Here is an 18,047-nt window from a genome sequence, read left to right on the forward strand (position 1 = left end):
TGCATGGATCGTGTGCGTGGCATGAACACACGAGGTTTTTTCAGGCATTTGGCTGATCACCAACCTGAAGCTGCGCATCCGACCGTTGGCCACGAATTTGGGGAATCCTTCGAGTTCGGCATGGCCGTGCTGTGCGCTGCTCCTGTCGGGGAAGGAGGCGGCCATCACGGCCGGGCGCTGACGACCTTGGCCCCAGCCACTCGCAGGCTGGCGACAAGCTTGGCGGGCGTGGCGGCTGGCACTACCAGTGTGGCCAGCTCCTTGAGCGCCGCAATGCCGAAGGGGGAGGCGGCTCCGAGTTTGTCGATGGAGGCCAGCACCACGGTTTCTGCAGCGCGCGCGTGCAACGTGCGCTTGACGGCGGCCTCTTCAAAATCCCCGGTAGTCAACCCGGCGTCGGCATGCACACCCGTCACGCCCATCAGGTACAGGTCTGCGCGCAGCTTCATGGCGGCTTCGGTCACGCTGGCGCCCACGTTCACCATCGAATGGCGGAACAGGCGGCCGCCCAGCATCAGCACCTCTACCTGCAGGTGGTCCGCCAGCGCCACAGCCACGCTGGGGCTGTGGGTGACCACGGTGGCGCGCAGGTCCAGCGGAAGGTGTTGCACCACCTGCAGCGAGGTGGTGCCGCCGTCGAGGATCACCACCTGGCCGGGCTGCACCAGAGCCGCGCCGGCACGGCCGAGCGCGCGCTTGTCGTCGGTGGCAAGGTGCTCGCGCACCTGCAGGTTGCCCACGGCCTTTGATGCGGGCAGGGCGCCACCGTGCACGCGCTGCAGCTGGCCCTCGGCCGCAAGCTCGCGCAGGTCGCGCCGCACGGTGTCTTCCGAGATCCCGAGTTCCTCGCTGAGTGCCTTGGCCACGATCTGGCCGTCTTGCCGCAGGCGCTCCAGGATGAGTTGTTTGCGTTGGGTGGTGAGCATGGGCGTGAAGCGGGGCAACCGTGGATCAAAACCAGGGTTGCATGAATTTGCATGTTTGTGCATGATATTGCACGATTAAAAATTTGCAAGACCATGTCCACCCCCACCCACCCAAACCCTCCGCTCCTGGTGCTTATCGCAGGCCCCTACCTCTCGGGCACCGACGGCGACCCCGTGGTGCACCCCGTGAATGAATGGCCGCTGCGGCAGCACGCCTGCGCCGCCAAAGCCATGCCCGCAACGGAGCCAAGCCTGTGAGCCGCCCCGTGCCCGCACCGGTGCCTGCCAGTACCGAGCAGGTCAAGCTGCAGTCGGTGGAGGTGCTGTCCGACCACTGGTACACGCTGCGCAAGGTGACCTTTGACCTGCGCCGCCGCGACGGCCAGTGGCAAACGCTGAGCCGCGAGGCCTATGACCGAGGCAACGGCGCGGCCTTGCTTCTCTATGACCCGCGCCGTCGTACGGTGGTGCTCACACGCCAGTTCCGGCTGCCGGCGTTCCTCAACGGCAGTGCAGACGGCATGTTGATCGAGACCTGCGCAGGCCTGCTCGACGGGGACGACCCCGAAACCTGCATCCGCCGCGAAGCCGAGGAAGAAACCGGCTACCGCGTGCGCCAGCCACGCAAGGTGTTCGAGGCCTACATGAGCCCCGGCTCGGTCACCGAAAAGCTCCACTTCTTTGTCGCCGAATACGAGCCGCAGGACCGCATCCGAACCGGAGGTGGCCTCGCCCACGAGGGCGAGGACATCGAAGTGATCGAGATGCCACTGACCGAGGCCCTGGCGGGCATTGGCAGCGGCGTGATCGAGGACGGCAAGACGGTGATGCTGCTGCAGCATGTGGCGTTGATGCTGCAGGAGGCGGCGGGATGAGGACATGCGGGCGGCGCAGGCGTTAAAGCCTGCGACGCCTATCGCGGTGTGCCGCCGGGCGATGCACCGCCGCGCATCAGGCCTTCTTCTTCACCAGCCCGTAGATCACCAGCAGCACGATGGCGCCGATGATCGATGCGATCCAGCCGACGGACGCATTGGGCCCGTACCAGCCCATGGCCACGCCCACATAGCGCGCCAACAGCGACCCGGCAATGCCGAGGACGGTGGTCATGATCAAGCCCAATTTGTCATTGCCCGGCTTCAAGGCGCGCGCGAGCAATCCGACGATGAAGCCGACAACGATGGTTCCGAGAATGGAAAACATGGAATTCCTTTGTGATGATGGTCAAGCCGCTCCGATGGCCCGGCAGCGACTGTAATTGCATTTCTGACCACGGTTTTCCACGCAGGATCCAGGTCGTTGCAGGCCGACGGCGCACCTTGAGAATGGCCTGCATGCCCCTCGCGAGGCGATGGTGGCGCGGATCGGCACGGCGCCTTGGTCCTTGCAGGCACGATATTGGAAGGTGCTATTATTTCAGTAGCTAACAGCGCTTGTCCCTCAAGCGCCAGCGGCCATTTTTTCTCATACTCTCGTTTTTCCAACCCGCCCCCGTCCTTCCATGCAAGCTTTGCTCGACGCCATCGCCGCCATGCCCCTGCCCGTTGAGGCCCAACGCGTCTTTCACGGGCGGGGCGGGCTGCATCCGGGTTCTGAGCAGTGGTCGCTGGACGCCTACCCGCCGGTGTTCGTACTGACCAGTTTCGCACCCGCCACGGACGAAGACCTGGCCGCCATCGGCGCCGCGTTGCAGGCGCGCTGGGCGCAGATCGCACCGGCTGGCGAGCCGCTCAACTGGGTCTTTCAGCACCGGGGCGAGGCCCTGCGCATGGAGGGCCGTAGCGAAACACGGCTGATGGCCGGCGCCGTGCCCGACCCGCACATCGTGACGGAGGCTGGCGCGCGCTATCGCGTGCATGTGCTGCGCGGGCAAAACCACGGCCTGTTCCTGGACATGGCCGAGGGCCGCCGCTGGGTGCGCGACCACGCGGCCGCCCGCAGCACCGACCGCTACGGCCTGAAGGTGCTCAACCTGTTTGCCTATACCTGCGCTTTCTCGGTGGTGGCGCTGCAGGCGGGCGCCAGGCACGTGGTCAACGTAGACATGAGCCATGGCGCCATCGGCATCGGGCAGCAAAACCACCAGCTCAACGGCATCACCACGGGCGCGGCGTTTTTGCCGCACGACATCTTCAGCAGCTGGGGCAAGATCACCCGCAGCGGGCCGTATGGCCTGGTCATCGTGGACCCGCCCAGCTACCAAAAGGGCAGCTTCGTGGCCACCAAGGACTACGCACGGCTGATGCGCCGCCTGCCCGACCTGCTGGCACCCGGCGGCCATGCACTGCTGTGTCTGAACGCGCCCGAGCTGGGCGTGGGCTTCCTGCAAGAGCAGATGCAAGCGCTGGCGCCTGAACTGCACTTTGTGGAGCGGGTGGCCAACCCGGCTGCGTTTGCGGATGTGGACCCCGAGCGCGCCCTCAAGGTGCTGGTGTACGCCGCACCGGACCTTTGAACAGGTTCTCAGGGCCGCTTGCGGGTGCCATTTGGGCTTTGTGGGTTATGGGTAGCTTCTGATATTCTTTGCGGCGCCTGTGTGAACCACAGGCCCACGTTCTCACGGCCTCGCCGCTTGGCGCATTCCTGGCGCGTTGGTGCGCGCTCCACCAGGTTCTTCTCATCGACGTATGGTCCGATTTTTCTTGATCTTCATCGCCGTCTTGGCGGTCCTCTTTCGCATCGACATGCTCGATGAGGTGCAACGGGTCGCCATCGAGCCCTGGACCAGCCTGCTCGCCACCGCCAGCGCAGCGCTGATGACCCCGCTGGACTCGGATGTGGCGCACCATGGTCGCATCCTGATGAGCAAGGCCACGGGTTTTGCGGTGTCAATCGAGGCGGGCTGCAACGGCGTGGAGGCGGCCATCATCCTTATCGCCGGCATGATCGCGTTTCCTTCCAGCTGGAAACACAAGCTCGCCGGCATCGCCATCGGCATTGCGGCGGTGCAGGTCGTCAACCTGCTGCGCATCATCAGCCTGTACTACCTGGGCAAGTGGAACATGACCGTGTTCGAGTTTGCCCACCTGTACCTCTGGCAGGCGCTCATCATGCTGGATGTGCTGGTGGTCTGGATGCTCTGGATTCGCTGGATCGCCCGCCAGCAACCTCCCTCACCCCCTCAACCCCCCCTCGCCAATGCAGCTTAGTTCTGTCGGACGTTTCCTGCTGGTTGCCATTGCCAGCCTGCTGTGCCTGATGCCGCTGTGGTACTACCTGTCGCCACAACTGTCCAAGCCCGTGTTCTTCATGGCGGGCGAGGCGGCTTCCACCCTGTTCCATTGGGCATTGAGCTACACCCAGAAAGAGACCACGGCGTTGTTGAACACCACGCTCAAGGTGGTCTCCGTGCAAAACGGCCAGTTCAAGTCGGGCAAGCTGGCGCCTTTGGTGGACTACCGCCTGCTGGGCTACGGCATCGTGATCTTCTGGGCGCTGGTGCTGGCATCGTTTCCCCGTCACTGGGGGCGCAAGCTGCTCATAGGCTCCTTGGCCATGCTGCCGATCCAGGCACTCAACGTGGCCCTGCAGTGGTGCAACGATGTCTTCAACAGGGCGGGGCCTGAGGTGTTTGTGCAGACGGGACTGCCCGGGTGGGTGGCCGACGTGGTGGCATTTCTGTACCACTTCAACCTGTTCATCTTTACCGCACTGGCCCCGGTGATGCTGTGGCTGTTGCTGGACCGGGAGTTCCTGGCCAAGCTCCACGCCCAGGCGCGTGCCGCCGTGGCCGTTCAGCGGCCGCAGTAAAGCGGGGTGGCCCCAGGGCGGACAGGGCGGGGGCAAAGCAGTGCAAGCCTGCGGTTCAGCCCAGCATCTCCATGATTGCAGCCCACTCGACGGGCTCCACGGGGGTGATGGACAGGCGGTTTCCGCGCTGCAGCACCCGCATCTGCGCCAGATCCGGGTGCTCCCGCAGCTGCGCCAAACCTACCACCCGTGTCTTGCGCTGCGCCTGCACATCCAGCAGCAGCCAGCGGGGTTTGTCGGCAGGGGATTTGGGGTCGTAGTACGGCGAGGCGGGGTCAAACTGCGTCGGGTCGGTTCGGGTGCCGCTCGCCACGCGCGCAAGGCCGGCAATGCCTGGTTCGGGGCAACTGGAGTGGTAGAACAAAACGCCATCGCCCACCTGCATGTCGTCGCGCATGAAGTTGCGGGCCTGGTAGTTGCGCACGCCCGTCCAGGGCACGGTGGCATTGGGCGCGGCCAGGGCGTCGTCGATGGAGCATTCCTCGGGCTCGGATTTCATGAGCCAGTAGCGCGCGGGGCGGGGTGTGGCAGAGGCAGTCATGGCCGCCATTCTGGCAAAGGTGTGGTGGTGCGCATACAGGACAGGCCGCGCACGTTTTACCACGGCGCTTCTGTTTTTATAGCAAATTGCGCTTGATGGATAAGCGCTGGGTGCCAATTTGGTTTGCATTTCTGCGTCAGAACTGCATCAGAACGGGCCTTGCAAAACCACATGGGCCCCTAGGAGTTGCAAAACGTACTGGCCCGCCGCCGCAGCAAGCCGCAGAATCAGCGCCGCCCGGATTCCGGAAGAACAAAAGCCCTCGGCAAGGGGGCATGCAGAGGGAGGGTGTATGGCCAACCAGGCACGGCGGCGCACCAAAGGCGCCAACCATCAGGCAGCGGCAAGTAACAAAAGCGGCTCCTGGTTTCTCATGCTGTTCGCGCTGCCGTTTTCCGCCGTGGGCATTGGCATGCTGCTGCTGGGTGTGCTGCCCACTCTGTACGACTGGTCGCGCATGCAGTTCTGGCATGAAGTGCCCGCACGGGTGGTTTCGGCCCAGCTGAACACGCACCGGGGCAGCAAATCAGGCAGCACCTACAGCGTGTCGGTCCACTACCGTTATGAAGTGGCGGGCGTGGCGTATGACGGCCACCGGCCTGCCATCAACACCTTGGCCGACAACATTGGCAGCTTCCATGAGAACCTGGCCTGGCGCTTGGAGAGTGCGCAGCGCAGCGGTACGCCTGTGCCGGTGTGGGTGAACCCGTCGCGCCCGCAGGATTCGGTGGCCGACCGCAGCCTGCGCCTGGGTTTGCTGGGTTTTCGCATGATCTTTGTGGTGGTGTTTGGCGGTTTTGGGCTCGGCATGCTGGCCTGGGGGTGGCACATGCGCCGTAGCGTTGCGCGCAAGGCACAGCGCCTGCAAACCGTCAGCGACGAGCCTTGGCTGGCCAACAAGGCCTGGGCCGATAACCGCATCCGTTCCAACAAGCGCTGGGAGGTGTGGCTGGCATGGGGCTTTGCCGTGGTGTGGGGGGCATTGCCTACCCGGCGGCTTTGTCGGCCATACCCCGCGCTTGGCGCAACGAAAACTACCTCGTGCTATGCGTGCTGGTGCTGATGGTGGCCGTGGGGCTGGGTCTGCTGGTGTGGGCCGTGCGCGCCACGCTGGATGCGCGGCGCCATGGCGAGGTGCGGCTGGTGATGGACCCGTTTCCTGGCGCCATCGGCGGGCATGTGGGCGCGACGATGGATTTGCCCACGGTGCCCTACCGGCCTGATCTGCGATTTGCCGTGACGCTGCGCTGTGCCTACCACTACCAGACGCGCACGGGAGGCGGCGACAACAGCAGTGAATCGCATGAGCAGATGGTGTGGGAGGGCGAGGGTGCCGCACAGGTGCAACCCCAGGAACGGGGCAGCCGCGTGGCGTTCCGCCTGAGCGTGCCCAAGGGCCTGCCCGAGTCCGAACAAGCTGTGGGCGACAGCGAGCACCACTGGACGGTGCTGCTGGAAAGCACTGATCCGGCGCTGAAGTTCTCACGCCGGTTTGAAGTGCCCTTGTTTGCCTCGGGTGCCGAATCCACCTGGCTCGCACACGACGCCGCCAAGCACCCGCAGATGCAAGCCCTGCGCGAGGCCGAACTGGACGCGGTGAGCGACATCGAGCCCGTGGAAGGTGGCGTGCGGCTGTACCAGCCCTACGGCCGCCTGTGGCGGCAGAACCTGCTGTGGCTGGTGATGGGCGGCGCTTTCTTTGGCATGGGGATGTGGGCGGGATACAGCGGTGCACCCGCGTTGTTTCCGGTGGTGTTTGGTGGCGTGGGCGGTGCCATGCTGTTGTGGGGCTTTTACGCAGTGTCCAACAGCCTTACCGTGCAGCTGGACCGGGAAGGCCTGCGCACCGAACGCCGCTTGCTGGGCCTGATGCTGGCCTGGCAGCGCGTGCCCGCAAAAGACATTGCGCGCCTGCGCATCAAGGAAAGCTATACCCAGCAAAGCGGCCACCAGCACACCACCTTCTTCCGCGTGCAGGTGAGCCTGCGCAATGGCAAGAGCGTGACCATTGCCGACAGCCTGCGCGGCCGCCCCGTGGCGGACCAGATGCTGGCCATGTTGGTCAAGGCGACCGGATATCCCGGGTAGATGGGGCGCGGCGTCAGCTTGCCTTGCGAAAGGTGAGGTTGATGCGGTGGGCACCCGTCAGTGGGTGACTGGCCTCTGGGAGCGGCAACACCCCATGAAACCGCAGCCGCGCCGGGCCTCCCCACACCACCACGTCGCCATGCATCAGTGGGACGCGCCGCGCCTTGTCGGAGCGCTGGGCGCCGCCCCACAGAAACACGGCCGGGATGCCCAGTGACACGGACACGATGGGGTGCGCATAGTTGCCCTCATCCCGGTCCTGGTGCAGCGACAGCCGGGTGCCGGGGGCATATCGGTTGATGAGGCAGGCGTCAGGCGCAAAGCCGGGGAAGCCCGCTGCTTGCGCCGCGTCAAATGCCAGCTGGCGCAATAGCGGCGGCATGGCGGGCCAGGGCTGGCCGCTGTCGGGGTCGAGGGGGTCGTAGCGGTAGCCGCTGCGGTCGCTCACCCAGCCGAGTCTTCCGCAGTTGGTCATGGCCACCGACATGCGCAGTCCCCCGGGGGTGATGAGGTGCCGGAAGGGGGCTTGCGCCGTCACCTGCTGCACCGCTTGCAGCAGGTCTGCCGCCTTCTCCAGCGCAAAGCCGCGCAGCACCATGGCGCCGGGCTCCAGCACCTCGGGCGGCTGGGCAGGCTGGGGTGGGTCGTCGAAAAGGCTCAGGCTCATAACGGTGGCAATCCATGGCGGCAGTGTGGACCGCAGCTGCCGTCGTCCCCGGAGGATAAGGCGCGAAGCGGCACAGGGGGAACATCATCCAGCATCGTGAAAGATCACACCCAGCGTGTGCCGCTGCCCGCTGCGCAAGCGGCTTACGCCATGTCGCATCTGCACGCGGTACGGCCCGCGCGTGCCCTGCACGGGGCGGTGGTGCACGGCAAACACCACGGCGTCGCCGCGCAAAAGCGGCACCACCTCGGCCCGCGACTGCATGCGCGGGCGCTGCTCGGTCAGCACGAATTCGCCGCCAATGAAGTCGCGCCCGGGCTCTGACAGCAGCACCGCGACCTGCAGCGGAAACACATGCTCGCCATACAGGTCCTGGTGCAGGCAGTTGTAGTCGCCAGCGCCGTATTGCAGCAGCAGCGGGGTGGGGCGCATCTGGCCAGCGGCATGGCAGCGGGCAATGAAGTCGGCATGCCGCGTGGGGTAGCGCACATCGATGCCCATGGCGGTGTTCCACTGGTTGGCGATGGGCGCCAGGTGGGGGTACAGTGCCTCGCGCAGCCCGGCCACCACACCGGGCAGCGGGTAGCTGAAGTACCGGTATTCGCCCTGGCCAAAGCCGTGGCGCTGCATCACCACGCGGCTGCGGAAGGTGCTCTCATCCGCGTTGCCATACAGGCGGGCCAGCGCGGCACATTCGGTGGCGCTGAGCAGTTGCGGCAGTACCGCGTTGCCTTGCTGGTGCAGGGCCTCCGTGGTTGTTGGCCAGTCGATGGCAACTGTACGCAGCGCCCAGTCGTCGTTCTTCAGACCGGGTTGGTGAGACAGCGGGACAGCGCTCATGCCACCTTCTCCGCCAGCGGTTGTGCGGGCTCTGGCGCTGCTTCGCGCGTCAGCAACGCACGTTTGCGTTCCACGCCCCACCGGTAGCCCGACAACGCGCCATCACTTTTCACCACCCGGTGGCAGGGTATGGCCACCGCCAGCGCATTGGCCGCGCAGGCCTGCGCCACGGCGCGCACGGCAGTGGGGGCGCCTATGCTCTGGGCCACCTCGGCGTAGCTCGCCGTCTGCCCGGCGGGTATGGCCTGCAGGGCCTGCCACACGCGTTGCTGAAACGCCGTGCCACGCACGTCCAGCGGCAGGTTCAGCCCCAGGCCCGGGGCCTCCACAAACGCTACCACCTGTGCCACCAGCGCTTCAAACGCAGCATCACCGCCAATCAGGTGGGCCTGCGCAAAACGGTCCTGCAGGTCGCGCACCAGGGTGTCGGCGTCGTCGCCCAGCAAGATGGCGCAGATGCCCCGGTCGCTCTGGGCGACCAGAATGGCGCCCAGCGAACACTGGCCGATGGCAAAGCGGATGTCTTGCGCCGCACCCCCCGCGCGGTAGCGGCTGGGCGTCATGCCCAGCACCTGGGCCGATTGTTCGTAAAAGCGGCTGCTGGACTGGTAACCCGCGCTGTAGATCGCATCCGTCACCGAGGCCGTGGGTGCGTTGTCGAGCGCACTGCGCAGGCGCTGCGCACGCTGGGCGGCGGCATACGCCTTGGGCGTGAGGCCCGTGGACTGCTTGAAGATGCGGTGCAGGTGCGACGGGCTCAGGCCCATCTGGGCGGCCAGCGCATCCAGCGTGGGCGCCTCACCGGCGGCAGCGCCTTCGATGATGCGGCAGGCCTCGGTGACCAGCGCGGCGTGGTGCGACAACGCCGTGGGCTGCCGGGGCTTGCAGCGCTGGCAGGGGCGAAAGCCTGCGGCTTCTGCATCCGCGCAGCTTTCGTGAAACCGCACATTTTCCGGCCGGGGTGCACGCGCCGCGCAGCTGGGGCGGCAGTACACACCCGTGGTCTGCACCGAATACCAAAAGCTGCCGTCCGCCGCCGCGCTGCGCGCCGCCACCGCCGCCCAGCGCGGGTCGGCCTGGGTGGCGGCGGCTTGGGCGGCCTTGGTGGAGGGGGTGGCGCGGTGGGGCATGGCGACGGCGTAGGTAAATGGTCGGTCCGGGGCGTTGGCGCTGCGCTGGGTGGCGTTCGGGTTCATGGTGGATGGCTCACAAGGGGGTTGCGATGCCATGCACTCTAGGGATGGGGTGCGCAGTGTGCACTCCGAAGCTTGCTTTTTAATTCTGCGCCACGGCACCGAGGTGGTTCTAGTGCTGAATTTGCTCTCAGTTCAATAGCTGTTGGCGCTTTCCAATCAAGCGCTGGAGGCCTAAAAGGCACAAATCTACCGGCTGTTGTGTGGGATTGATCGCGCCCCCATCTTTTAGACTGCACGCGGCTTGCCGCCAGCGCCCTGGCCAACCAGAACAAAGCCCACCATTCGGGAGGAGACCCATTCATGCCGCACATCCGCCACACACGCAGGGCGGGGTTCCGCAAGGCCCTGTTGCTTACCTTGTTTGTCGCCGCCGGGGGCGTGGGGACTACTGCAGGGGCCGCTGACCCACAGGCTGCACACCCTCTGGTGGGCCGCTGGAAGGTCGCCAGCATCAACGGCGCTCCGCCGCCCAAGTTCCTGGCGGGCCAGGTGCTGGTGATTCAGGCCGACGCGCAGGTCATCAACCTCGACCTGGGCGCATCCGGTGGCGCCTCCACCTCGGAGGGCGCCGTGCAAAAAGCCCTGCGCGACGCGCTGATGCGCGGCACCTGGCGTGCCGACAAGGCGCGGCTGTATGTGTCGAACAGCCCACGCCGCGACACCGGCAGCGCCTACGCCATCACGCAACAAGGTACGTTGCTGAGCCTGGACCCGGACCCGTATTTCTCGAATAAGGACGTACCCTCCAAAGCCACCTACGAGCGCTTGCCGTGATGTCCCCCGCGTCCCCACGCCACGCGACGCAGCGGCGTGAAAAGCTGCCGGGAGGCATTTGGGTTCTGGCCTTGTTCGCCGTGCCCTTCGCCGCAGCGGGCATTGGCATTTTCTGGTTCATGGTGGCTTCGCCCGTGTTTGACTGGGCGCGCATGCAAACCTGGAGCCAGGTGCCTGCGGTGGTCGAATCGGCCACGCTGCAAAGCCACCATCCGAGCAAGGGCGGCACTACGCACAGCGTGTCGGTGCGCTACCGGTATGTGGTGGAGGGCGTGGCGTACACCGGGCAGCGCGCGGCCATTCACGAGCGTGCCGACAACATTGGCCGCTTTCAAGAGGAACTGGGCCGTCGCCTGCGCGGCTTGCAGCACACGGGCGAAGCCGTGCCGGTGTGGGTGAATCCCCGCAACCCTGCCGAGTCGATAGTGGATCGCAGCCTGCGGCCAGGCCTTATTGCCCTGGCGCTGGTGTTGTCCTCGGTGTCGGGATGGTTTGGGCTGGCGGTGCTGGCAAAGATAGCCCGCGCCGTCTGGAACGGTGGCATGCCTGTCTTGCCGGGCTCTTAGCCTCCGCCCTGAGAGGTAGGCGCGCCACAGGCGCCAAGGTACGCGCCAAGGCCTGCATTACCGCAGGTTTCTGAAAATGCAATCAAGTTGCGTTATGCTTCACTAACGCAAGTTAGTTGCATTTGTTCGTGCTGGGCCAGACGGCGACCGGAGCAAGCTGCAACACAACACGCACGCCAACCCCCATGACCTCTGCCACCACCCACCGCAATCCACGCCGCCCGCATACCCGCCTTCCCGTCACCGTGCTCTCGGGTTTTCTGGGCGCGGGCAAGACGACGCTGCTCAACCACATCCTGAACAACCGCGAGGGCCGCCGCGTGGCGGTCATCGTGAACGACATGTCCGAGGTCAACATCGATGCGGCCCTGGTGCGCCAGGGCGGCGCTGAGCTGTCGCGCACCGATGAGAAGCTGGTGGAGATGAGCAACGGGTGCATCTGCTGCACGCTGCGCGAAGACCTGCTGCTGGAGGTGGAACGCCTGGCCAAAGAGGGCAGGTTCGACCAGCTGGTGATCGAATCCACCGGCATCTCCGAGCCCTTGCCCGTGGCCGAAACCTTCACCTTCACGGGCGAGGACGGCAAGAGCCTGTCGAGCATTGCGCGGCTGGACACCATGGTCACCGTGGTCGATGCCTACAACTTTCTCAAGGACTACAGCTCGCGCGACAGCCTGCAGGCCCGTGGCGAATCGCTGGGCGAGGAGGACCAGCGCACGGTGGTGGACTTGCTGATCGAGCAGATCGAGTTCTGCGACGTGATCGTGCTCAACAAGGTGGATTTGATCGACGCAGCGCAGCGCGAGCAGCTCATGGCGATCTTGCGCAGCCTGAACCCGCGTGCACGCATTGAGGTGTCGCAGTTCGGCAAGGTGGCACTGGCCTCGGTGCTGGACACCAAGCTGTTCGACTTTGACGAGGCGTCCAAGGCACCCGGCTGGCTTGCCGAGTTGCGTGGCGAACACACGCCCGAGACCGAGGCCTACGGCATCAGCAGCTTTGTCTACCGCGCCCGCGTGCCGTTCCATCCACGCCGCTTTTTTGATTGGGTAGAAAGCGAGTGGCCCGGCGTGGTGCGGTCCAAAGGCCTCTTCTGGCTGGCCAGCCGCCCGGCGTATGCGGGGTCGTGGTCGCAGGCCGGTGCCGTGGCGCGCCATAGCGCCGCAGGCTTTTGGTGGGGCGCAGTGCCCCGCGATCGCTGGCCGCGTGATGCCGAATCCTTGTCGGCCATCCAGAAGAACTGGGCCGATGGCGTGGGCGATGCCCGGCAGGAGCTGGTGCTGATCGGTATCGGCATGGATGAAGCCGCTTTGCGCCAGCGCCTGGACGCCTGCCTGCTGACCGATGCGGAGATGGCTCAGGGCCCGCATGCGTGGACGCGCTTTGACGATCCGTTTCCCGCTTGGTCGTGATGGCTAGTCTCTGGAATAGGGCCGTTTCATGAGCTTGCACCCGAACCCCGGCGTCCGCGCGGACCCGCTCAAGCAGGCAGGGCTTAAGGCCACGCTGCCGCGCATGAGGATCCTGGAGATCTTTCTGGCCGCGCAGGCGGCGCCCGATGGGCTGCGCCACTTCACGGCCGAAGATGTGTACCGGCGTATGCTGCATAACCGCACGGATGTGGGCCAGGCCACGGTGTACCGCGTGCTGGCCCAGCTGGAGCAGGCGGGCCTTTTGCGGCGCAGCAGCTTTCAGGCGGACCGCGCGGTGTATGAGCTGGACGACGGTTTGCACCACGACCACCTGGTGTGCCTGGACTGCGGCAAGGTCGAGGAATTCCACGACGCTTCCATCGAATCCCGCCAGGCCGAGATCGCGCACGCCAAGGGCTTTCGGCTGCAGGAGCATGCGTTGTCGCTCTACGGCACCTGCACGCGTAGCGACTGCCCTTCGCGCCCGCAGCGCGCAAAGGTGTGAACTGCGTGAATTGCCTGAATTGCTATATTATTAATAGCTGCTAACGCTTTCTGGATAAGCGCTAGAGGCCAAAAACACGGCGGTTTCAACAACGAAGTGCGCCAGTACCCAGTGTAAGTGGGCTCACTTTGTAGCCATGGAACACCTCATGCGGAGTCTTCCAGCCCAAGCATCTGCGGGGTCGGTGGTTGAGCCGGTACACGGCTTGGAGCACCTGCTCTTCGCTGGCCGTGCCCAGATCGCTGCCCTTGGGGAAGTAGTGGCGTAGCAGCCCATTGTGGTTCTCGTTGAGCCCCCGCTGCCAGGGGCTGTGCGGATCGGCGAAGTACACCTTCGTCTTCAGGCGTCTATGCACCCACCTGTGCTCGGCGAATTCCTTGCCGTTGTCCAGCGTGAGGGTGTGGCGGTGCTTGGGATGGTGCCTGAGCATTTCGATGATGGCCTGGCCCACCGGCTCGGCCTGGCGCCGCTGCACATGCTGCGCCAGTGTGTAGCGCGAGCGTCGCTCGGTCAGGGTCACCAGCCCTGCCAGTCCACCCGCACCTGAGACGATGGTGTCCCCCTCCCAGTCACCCAGGCGCGCTCGCTTGTCCACAATGGCGGGGCGCTGTGCGATACCCACGCGATCGCGCAGTTGCCCCGCACCCGAATGTGCCTTGCGTCGGCGCTGGCCGCAACGCAGGCGCGGTGCAGCTTGTCCCATGCGGCGCAGCCGGTTGTAGATGCAGGTGTGGCTGATGCGCAGGCGCTTTTCCAGCCCCAGGCGGGCGGCGGCCTGCTGAGGTGACAGATCCAGCTGCAGATACGACAGCACCAACTCCCACTGGGCATCGTCAAAGCGCTGAGCGTTGGTCTGACCACTTTGGCGCGCAAGAGCCTGTTGATGGGCGCTGTGGGCTTGGTACGCCGTGCTGGCGCCGCTGTTGCGCCTGATCTCGCGGGCAATGGTGCTGCGGTGGCGCCCCAGGCGCAGGGCTGTCTGTGTGATCGACAGCCCCACGTCGCGAAGGCATTGGATTTGGTAACGTTCGCTTTGGCTCAGATGGGTGTAGTTCATGGTGCACTTGGGTTGACTGGCAGGTCACACAAGTCATCTTCACTTACTTGTCTGGGCCTACCTTTTGGCAACGTGCACTTCGTTGTTTAAACCGCCCACTCAAACTTCTGGTGGCTGCAACGGCCGGGGCCGCCGTTTGCCCGTGCCGCCCCAGCGCAGCGCGTCTTCGCCCGGAATGTCCAGCGGGTTGTTGACTGGCTCGCTCAAAGGCGCCAGCAGTGCGCGCAGGTCGGCCTCGCTGAATTTGACCGCGCCCTCGGCGTCGTGGCCCAGCACGCCCTGGGCCAGCGCAGCCTTGCGGGCTTGCAGCTCCAGCATGCGTTCTTCGATGCTGCCTTCCACCACCAGCTTGTAGACAAACACGGGCTGGTCTTGCCCGATGCGGTGGGCGCGGGCGGTGGCCTGTTCTTCCACGGCGGGGTTCCACCAGGGGTCGAGGTGGATCACGGTGTCGGCGGCCGTGAGGTTCAGGCCCAGGCCGCCGGCCTTGAGGCTGACGAGCAGGATGGGGGCGCTGGTCTCGTCCTGCGCCTGGAACTGCCGCACCACTGCGCCGCGCTGGCGGGGTGGCGTCTGGCCCGTCAGGGTGAGGTAGGGCAGGGCCAGGGTGTCGAGCAGCTCGGCCGCCAAGCCCAGCATTTCGGTGAACTGCGAGAACACCAGCACGCGGCGGCCTTCATCGACCAGGGCGGGCAGCATGTCGGCCAGTAGTTCTAGCTTGGCGCGCTCCATGGTGTGGGCCGTTTTCGTTGTTCCTTTGACAAGGCGCGGGTCGCAGCAGACCTGGCGCAGTTTCAGCAGTGCATCGAGGATGGTGATCTGCGCGCCGTCAAAGCTCTGGCGCTCCAGCGCACGGCGCACCTGTTTGTCGGCCGTGGTACGCACCGCCTCGTACAGCTCGCGCTGTTTGCCTTGCAGCTGCACGCGCTGGATGACTTCGGTGCGCGGTGGCAGTTCGGTCGCCACGTCCTGCTTGCGGCGGCGCAGGATGAAGGGGCGCACGCGCTGGGACAGCAGCTGCGCGCGCAGGGTTTCGCCGTTTTCTTCGATGGGCTTGCGCCAGCGGGCGTTGAAGCTGCGCACATCGCCCAGAAACCCGGGCATCAGGAAGTCAAACTGTGCCCACAGCTCGCCCAGGTGGTTCTCCAGCGGCGTGCCCGTCAGGCACAGCAGGTGCGGGGCCTGCAGCTTGCGCAGGGCGCGGGCGCTGCGGCTGCCGGCGTTCTTCACCATCTGTGCTTCGTCCAGGATCAGCAGGTGGAATGGCTGTGCGGCCAGCGCGTCCACGTCACGCCAGAGCAGTGGGTAGGTGGTCAGCACCAGGTCGTGGTCGGCCATCTGCAGGTAGCGCTGGCCACGGCTCGCGCCGTGCAGCGCCAGCACGCGCAGGCTGGGGGCCATGCGGGCGGCCTCGGCTTGCCAGTTGAAGAGCAGTGAGGTGGGCAGCACCACCAGGGCGGGGCGGGTCAGGCGCCCGGCCTCCTTTTCGGCCAGCACATGGGCCAGCGCCTGTGCGGTTTTGCCCAGGCCCATGTCGTCGGCCAATATGCCGCCCAGGCCCTGCGCGCGCAGGTACTGCAGCCAGGCCAGGCCCTCCAGTTGATAGGGGCGCAGTTGCACCTGAAGTCCCTGCGGTGCGGCCACCGGCTGCGGGGTGCCGATGGTGCGCAGGCGCTTGGCGAGCTGGGCCAGGCCCATGTCGCCCTGCAGCTGCCAGTCGTTGTTCCAGCCATTGACCGTGCCCACGCGGTGGGCCAGCACCAGCCCGGCGCGCAGGGCTTCGATGCGGCGGGCCTCCCACGCTCCCAGGTGCAGCGGATCGCCATCCTTGCGCTGGTTACGGGTGGGGTCGGTCAGCAGATCGACCATGGCGCCCACGATGGCCTTGAGCGGCCCGGCGGGCGCGTCGATGCGTTTGCCGCCGGGTGCGCGCAGCGAAATGATGGCGATGTCGTCGATGGCGGCCATCTGCTGCGCGTTGAGCCAACGGGCGTCGCGGCGCAACAGGTCGGCCAGCATGGGCGCCAGGTCCAGCGTTTCGCCGTCGATCTCTATGCCCAGGCTGAGCAGCCAGGCGCCTTCGCGCTCGGGCAGTTGCAGCTTTTGCACGGGGCGTTCGCGTGCGGCCAGCGGGCCGTCCACTTCCTTGCCTAGCAGTTCGCCCGTGTCGGGGGCGATCAGCAGCTTCCAGCGCAACACGGGCACGCTTTCGTGCGCAAAGCCGGGCTGCACCACCACGCTCCAGCCCTCGGCGCGCAGTTGGGGAATCTGCTCGGCCCAGAAGTCACCAAAGTGCGCCTCCTGCGCCAGCGTCCACACGGGGCCCAGCGTGGCGGCTGCGGCGCGGTGGCGCCATTGCAGCTTGTTCGCATCGACGGGGATCAGGCCCAGATCCCACACGCGGTCCATGGCGTCGGCCTCGGCGCCCAGGTTGCGCTGCATGCGCACAACCGGGCCGCCGGTGTCGAACAGGTCTTGCACCGGGGCAGGGCGGGCGTTGAGGATGGACGTGGGGGCAGGCGTCTGCCAGTGGGCGCCATCGTCAGTGCGGTAGGTCCAGTCAATCTGCACCAGCGTCACGCTGTCGCCGCGCGGCCCCAGCTTGCCCTGGGGCGCCATGCCCAGCAGGCCGTCGCCCCGGCCCAGGGTCATGAGGGTGATGCGCGGGCGGAAGTGGCCGGTGGTTATGCCAGAGTTGTGGGCGCTTTCGGGGGCAGGGCGGTCGGGTTGAACAGACTTGTGGGGCGCGTCGTGGCGCAGCAGAGCCACTACGCGTGCGGCTTCCGCATCACTCAGGGGCGCTAGCGCCTGCAGCTGGACTGGCCCGGCCTGGGTGCGCAGGGCCTGCACCCAGGCCTGTACCAACGCCGCCCGGTCAGAGCGGGGCGGGATGGGTTCTGTGGGGCGGGCACCGGATGCAGGCATAGGCCGCCGATTGTGCCGTGGCGGCGGCGTCCCAGACCGCGCCTAGAACTCCCAGGCCATGCCCACTTGGCTGAACGTGCGGCCATTGCCACGGCCCACGGCGGCGGATGCTTTGAGCCCGTCGGTGATGGCGTAGCGCAGGCCCACTGCCTTGTCCGGGCGCGACCTTTGTTCGCCATACACCTCAGACGTGAGCTGTAGTTGTTCAGTAAGCGGAATCTCATAGCCCACGGCCCAGGTGGCCGCACGGTGGCGGGCGCCTTGTGCCCTGACGGTTTTGTGGCCGGCATTGAGGTGCAGCACCTGCGCATTGGCCAACCGGTAGCTGGCCAGCGCTGTGAGGGCGGTTTCGCGCTCGGTGAAGCGCTGCGGGGTGGCGTGGTCGCGAACGCGGGTGTGGCCCATGTCGAACCGCGCACCCACCGACCAGCCCGTTTCGTTCTGGATGGGCACCCACTTCACACCCCAGCCATGCCCATGGAAGGTGGTGGATGCGCCCATGGCCGTGTCTTTGGCGCGTGCGAGCGAGACCTCCATTTCCAGCTGCGGCGCGACGCCAGCGCCAAAGAGCAGATCGGCACCTCGGGTCTTGTCATCGCGGCCGAAGACACCTTCGAGCTTCATGGCGCCTTGGGTCAGCGTGCCCGCATCGTCGGTGTGCATGGGCGCTTCGGCGTGGGCGTGCAAGGCGCTTGCCAGGCTGGACAGTGCGATGCAAAGGGGCGCGATTTGCGAGGGTTTTGTGGCTTTGGGGGGGCGTCTCATGGGGTCTCTTTTTGTAGTGGGATTCGAATTATTGC

The 18,047-nt window shown here is 66.0% G+C and carries 20 protein-coding genes; 11 read left to right on the forward strand and 9 right to left on the reverse strand.

What is annotated here, in order from left to right; genetic code table 11:
• Nucleotides 1-164: 164 nt before the first annotated feature.
• Nucleotides 165-926: a DeoR/GlpR family DNA-binding transcription regulator gene (locus EXV95_RS04255; RefSeq protein WP_176885930.1), complete on the reverse strand. Its 762-nt coding sequence runs from the start codon at nt 924-926 to the stop codon at nt 165-167.
• Between the two features lie 93 nt (nt 927-1,019).
• Between EXV95_RS04255 and EXV95_RS04260 the strand changes: the two genes are divergently transcribed.
• Complete coding sequence (locus EXV95_RS04260) at nt 1,020-1,184, forward strand: hypothetical protein (protein WP_176885931.1); 165 nt, start codon at nt 1,020-1,022, stop codon at nt 1,182-1,184.
• Entirely contained in the window at nt 1,181-1,801 is a 621-nt protein-coding gene (nudK, locus tag EXV95_RS04265) for a GDP-mannose pyrophosphatase NudK (RefSeq protein ID WP_370460185.1), read from the forward strand. Before EXV95_RS04260 ends, nudK begins: the two co-directional genes overlap by 4 nt.
• A gap of 76 nt (nt 1,802-1,877) precedes the next feature.
• Here nudK and EXV95_RS04270 read toward each other — a convergent pair whose 3' ends face one another.
• Nucleotides 1,878-2,129, reverse strand: a complete 252-nt coding sequence (locus tag EXV95_RS04270) for a GlsB/YeaQ/YmgE family stress response membrane protein (RefSeq protein WP_055394624.1) — start codon at nt 2,127-2,129, stop codon at nt 1,878-1,880.
• Nucleotides 2,130-2,427: 298 nt separating this feature from the next.
• On the opposite strand from EXV95_RS04270, the gene EXV95_RS04275 reads away from it, so the two are divergent.
• From EXV95_RS04275 to EXV95_RS04285, 3 genes are all read left to right on the forward strand, one after another.
• Nucleotides 2,428-3,381, forward strand: a complete 954-nt coding sequence (locus tag EXV95_RS04275) for a class I SAM-dependent methyltransferase (protein ID WP_176885933.1) — start codon at nt 2,428-2,430, stop codon at nt 3,379-3,381.
• 172 nt (nt 3,382-3,553) lie between these two features.
• Nucleotides 3,554-4,075, forward strand: coding sequence for an exosortase H (gene xrtH / locus EXV95_RS04280; protein ID WP_121506455.1), 522 nt, complete (start codon nt 3,554-3,556; stop codon nt 4,073-4,075).
• Nucleotides 4,065-4,676: an exosortase H-associated membrane protein gene (locus EXV95_RS04285; RefSeq protein WP_055394618.1), complete on the forward strand. Its 612-nt coding sequence runs from the start codon at nt 4,065-4,067 to the stop codon at nt 4,674-4,676. Before xrtH ends, EXV95_RS04285 begins: the two co-directional genes overlap by 11 nt.
• 55 nt (nt 4,677-4,731) lie before the next feature.
• Here the strand turns inward: EXV95_RS04285 and EXV95_RS04290 are convergent, their stop codons facing one another.
• Entirely contained in the window at nt 4,732-5,217 is a 486-nt protein-coding gene (locus tag EXV95_RS04290; RefSeq protein ID WP_176885934.1) for an EVE domain-containing protein, read from the reverse strand.
• A 292-nt stretch (nt 5,218-5,509) separates the two neighbouring features.
• Here EXV95_RS04290 and EXV95_RS04295 point away from each other — a divergent pair, with 292 nt between their 5' ends.
• Together EXV95_RS04295 and EXV95_RS04300 are read left to right on the forward strand one after the other, a co-directional pair.
• Nucleotides 5,510-6,280 (forward strand): DUF3592 domain-containing protein, encoded by a 771-nt coding sequence (locus EXV95_RS04295; RefSeq protein ID WP_176885935.1) that lies wholly within the window; start codon nt 5,510-5,512, stop codon nt 6,278-6,280.
• Nucleotides 6,172-7,305 carry a hypothetical protein gene (locus EXV95_RS04300; RefSeq protein WP_176885936.1) on the forward strand — a complete coding sequence of 378 codons (1,134 nt, stop codon included), beginning with the start codon at nt 6,172-6,174 and terminating at the stop codon, nt 7,303-7,305. Before EXV95_RS04295 ends, EXV95_RS04300 begins: the two co-directional genes overlap by 109 nt.
• 13 nt (nt 7,306-7,318) lie before the next feature.
• Here EXV95_RS04300 and alkB read toward each other — a convergent pair whose 3' ends face one another.
• From alkB to ada, 3 genes are all read right to left on the reverse strand, one after another.
• A complete protein-coding gene (alkB, locus tag EXV95_RS04305; RefSeq protein ID WP_176885937.1) occupies nt 7,319-7,972 on the reverse strand; it encodes a DNA oxidative demethylase AlkB in 654 nt (217 codons plus the stop codon).
• Nucleotides 7,973-8,056: 84 nt separating this feature from the next.
• A complete protein-coding gene (locus EXV95_RS04310; protein ID WP_255484916.1) occupies nt 8,057-8,812 on the reverse strand; it encodes a 2OG-Fe(II) oxygenase in 756 nt (251 codons plus the stop codon).
• On the reverse strand, nt 8,809-9,942 hold the full coding sequence (gene ada / locus EXV95_RS04315; RefSeq protein WP_176888950.1) for a bifunctional DNA-binding transcriptional regulator/O6-methylguanine-DNA methyltransferase Ada: 1,134 nt from the start codon (nt 9,940-9,942) through the stop codon (nt 8,809-8,811). The genes EXV95_RS04310 and ada overlap by 4 nt, the downstream gene beginning before the upstream one ends.
• Nucleotides 9,943-10,308: 366 nt before the next feature.
• Here ada and EXV95_RS04320 point away from each other — a divergent pair, with 366 nt between their 5' ends.
• The 4 genes from EXV95_RS04320 to fur all read left to right on the forward strand — a co-directional run bounded on the left by EXV95_RS04320 (nt 10,309) and on the right by fur (nt 13,265).
• The gene (locus EXV95_RS04320) at nt 10,309-10,782 is read left to right on the forward strand and encodes a hypothetical protein (protein ID WP_176885938.1); all 474 of its coding nucleotides are present in this window, start codon (nt 10,309-10,311) and stop codon (nt 10,780-10,782) included.
• A complete protein-coding gene (locus tag EXV95_RS04325) occupies nt 10,782-11,348 on the forward strand; it encodes a DUF3592 domain-containing protein (protein ID WP_176885939.1) in 567 nt (188 codons plus the stop codon). The genes EXV95_RS04320 and EXV95_RS04325 overlap by 1 nt, the downstream gene beginning before the upstream one ends.
• A gap of 185 nt (nt 11,349-11,533) precedes the next feature.
• Entirely contained in the window at nt 11,534-12,760 is a 1,227-nt protein-coding gene (gene zigA / locus EXV95_RS04330; protein WP_176885940.1) for a zinc metallochaperone GTPase ZigA, read from the forward strand.
• Nucleotides 12,761-12,788: 28 nt separating this feature from the next.
• Nucleotides 12,789-13,265 carry a ferric iron uptake transcriptional regulator gene (gene fur / locus EXV95_RS04335; protein ID WP_176885941.1) on the forward strand — a complete coding sequence of 159 codons (477 nt, stop codon included), beginning with the start codon at nt 12,789-12,791 and terminating at the stop codon, nt 13,263-13,265.
• A gap of 85 nt (nt 13,266-13,350) precedes the next feature.
• Here the strand turns inward: fur and EXV95_RS04340 are convergent, their stop codons facing one another.
• The 3 genes from EXV95_RS04340 to EXV95_RS04350 all read right to left on the reverse strand — a co-directional run bounded on the left by EXV95_RS04340 (nt 13,351) and on the right by EXV95_RS04350 (nt 18,012).
• The gene (locus EXV95_RS04340; protein ID WP_176885716.1) at nt 13,351-14,322 is read right to left on the reverse strand and encodes an IS30 family transposase; all 972 of its coding nucleotides are present in this window, start codon (nt 14,320-14,322) and stop codon (nt 13,351-13,353) included.
• A gap of 99 nt (nt 14,323-14,421) precedes the next feature.
• Nucleotides 14,422-17,247, reverse strand: a complete 2,826-nt coding sequence (locus tag EXV95_RS04345) for a DEAD/DEAH box helicase (protein WP_176885942.1) — start codon at nt 17,245-17,247, stop codon at nt 14,422-14,424.
• Between the two features lie 42 nt (nt 17,248-17,289).
• Complete coding sequence (locus tag EXV95_RS04350; RefSeq protein ID WP_255484917.1) at nt 17,290-18,012, reverse strand: hypothetical protein; 723 nt, start codon at nt 18,010-18,012, stop codon at nt 17,290-17,292.
• Between the last annotated feature and the right edge of the window lie 35 nt (nt 18,013-18,047).

This window comes from Acidovorax sp. JMULE5 (assembly GCF_013376875.1).
Lineage (GTDB): Bacteria > Pseudomonadota > Gammaproteobacteria > Burkholderiales > Burkholderiaceae_C > Acidovorax > Acidovorax facilis.

Excerpts from the sequence above, each read along its gene's own strand:
- EXV95_RS04255 (WP_176885930.1), bottom strand. The coding sequence starts at position 926 with ATGCTCACCACCCAACGCAAACAACTCATCCTGGAGCGCCTGCGGCAA.
- EXV95_RS04260 (WP_176885931.1), top strand. The coding sequence starts at position 1,020 with ATGTCCACCCCCACCCACCCAAACCCTCCGCTCCTGGTGCTTATCGCA.
- EXV95_RS04270 (WP_055394624.1), bottom strand. The coding sequence starts at position 2,129 with ATGTTTTCCATTCTCGGAACCATCGTTGTCGGCTTCATCGTCGGATTG.
- EXV95_RS04275 (WP_176885933.1), top strand. The coding sequence starts at position 2,428 with ATGCAAGCTTTGCTCGACGCCATCGCCGCCATGCCCCTGCCCGTTGAG.
- xrtH (WP_121506455.1), top strand. The coding sequence starts at position 3,554 with ATGGTCCGATTTTTCTTGATCTTCATCGCCGTCTTGGCGGTCCTCTTT.
- EXV95_RS04285 (WP_055394618.1), top strand. The coding sequence starts at position 4,065 with ATGCAGCTTAGTTCTGTCGGACGTTTCCTGCTGGTTGCCATTGCCAGC.
- EXV95_RS04290 (WP_176885934.1), bottom strand. The coding sequence starts at position 5,217 with ATGACTGCCTCTGCCACACCCCGCCCCGCGCGCTACTGGCTCATGAAA.
- EXV95_RS04295 (WP_176885935.1), top strand. The coding sequence starts at position 5,510 with ATGGCCAACCAGGCACGGCGGCGCACCAAAGGCGCCAACCATCAGGCA.
- EXV95_RS04300 (WP_176885936.1), top strand. The coding sequence starts at position 6,172 with ATGGGGCTTTGCCGTGGTGTGGGGGGCATTGCCTACCCGGCGGCTTTG.
- alkB (WP_176885937.1), bottom strand. The coding sequence starts at position 7,972 with ATGAGCCTGAGCCTTTTCGACGACCCACCCCAGCCTGCCCAGCCGCCC.
- EXV95_RS04310 (WP_255484916.1), bottom strand. The coding sequence starts at position 8,812 with ATGAGCGCTGTCCCGCTGTCTCACCAACCCGGTCTGAAGAACGACGAC.
- ada (WP_176888950.1), bottom strand. The coding sequence starts at position 9,942 with ATGCCCCACCGCGCCACCCCCTCCACCAAGGCCGCCCAAGCCGCCGCC.
- EXV95_RS04320 (WP_176885938.1), top strand. The coding sequence starts at position 10,309 with ATGCCGCACATCCGCCACACACGCAGGGCGGGGTTCCGCAAGGCCCTG.
- EXV95_RS04325 (WP_176885939.1), top strand. The coding sequence starts at position 10,782 with ATGTCCCCCGCGTCCCCACGCCACGCGACGCAGCGGCGTGAAAAGCTG.
- zigA (WP_176885940.1), top strand. The coding sequence starts at position 11,534 with ATGACCTCTGCCACCACCCACCGCAATCCACGCCGCCCGCATACCCGC.
- fur (WP_176885941.1), top strand. The coding sequence starts at position 12,789 with ATGAGCTTGCACCCGAACCCCGGCGTCCGCGCGGACCCGCTCAAGCAG.
- EXV95_RS04340 (WP_176885716.1), bottom strand. The coding sequence starts at position 14,322 with ATGAACTACACCCATCTGAGCCAAAGCGAACGTTACCAAATCCAATGC.
- EXV95_RS04345 (WP_176885942.1), bottom strand. The coding sequence starts at position 17,247 with ATGCCTGCATCCGGTGCCCGCCCCACAGAACCCATCCCGCCCCGCTCT.
- EXV95_RS04350 (WP_255484917.1), bottom strand. The coding sequence starts at position 18,012 with ATGAGACGCCCCCCCAAAGCCACAAAACCCTCGCAAATCGCGCCCCTT.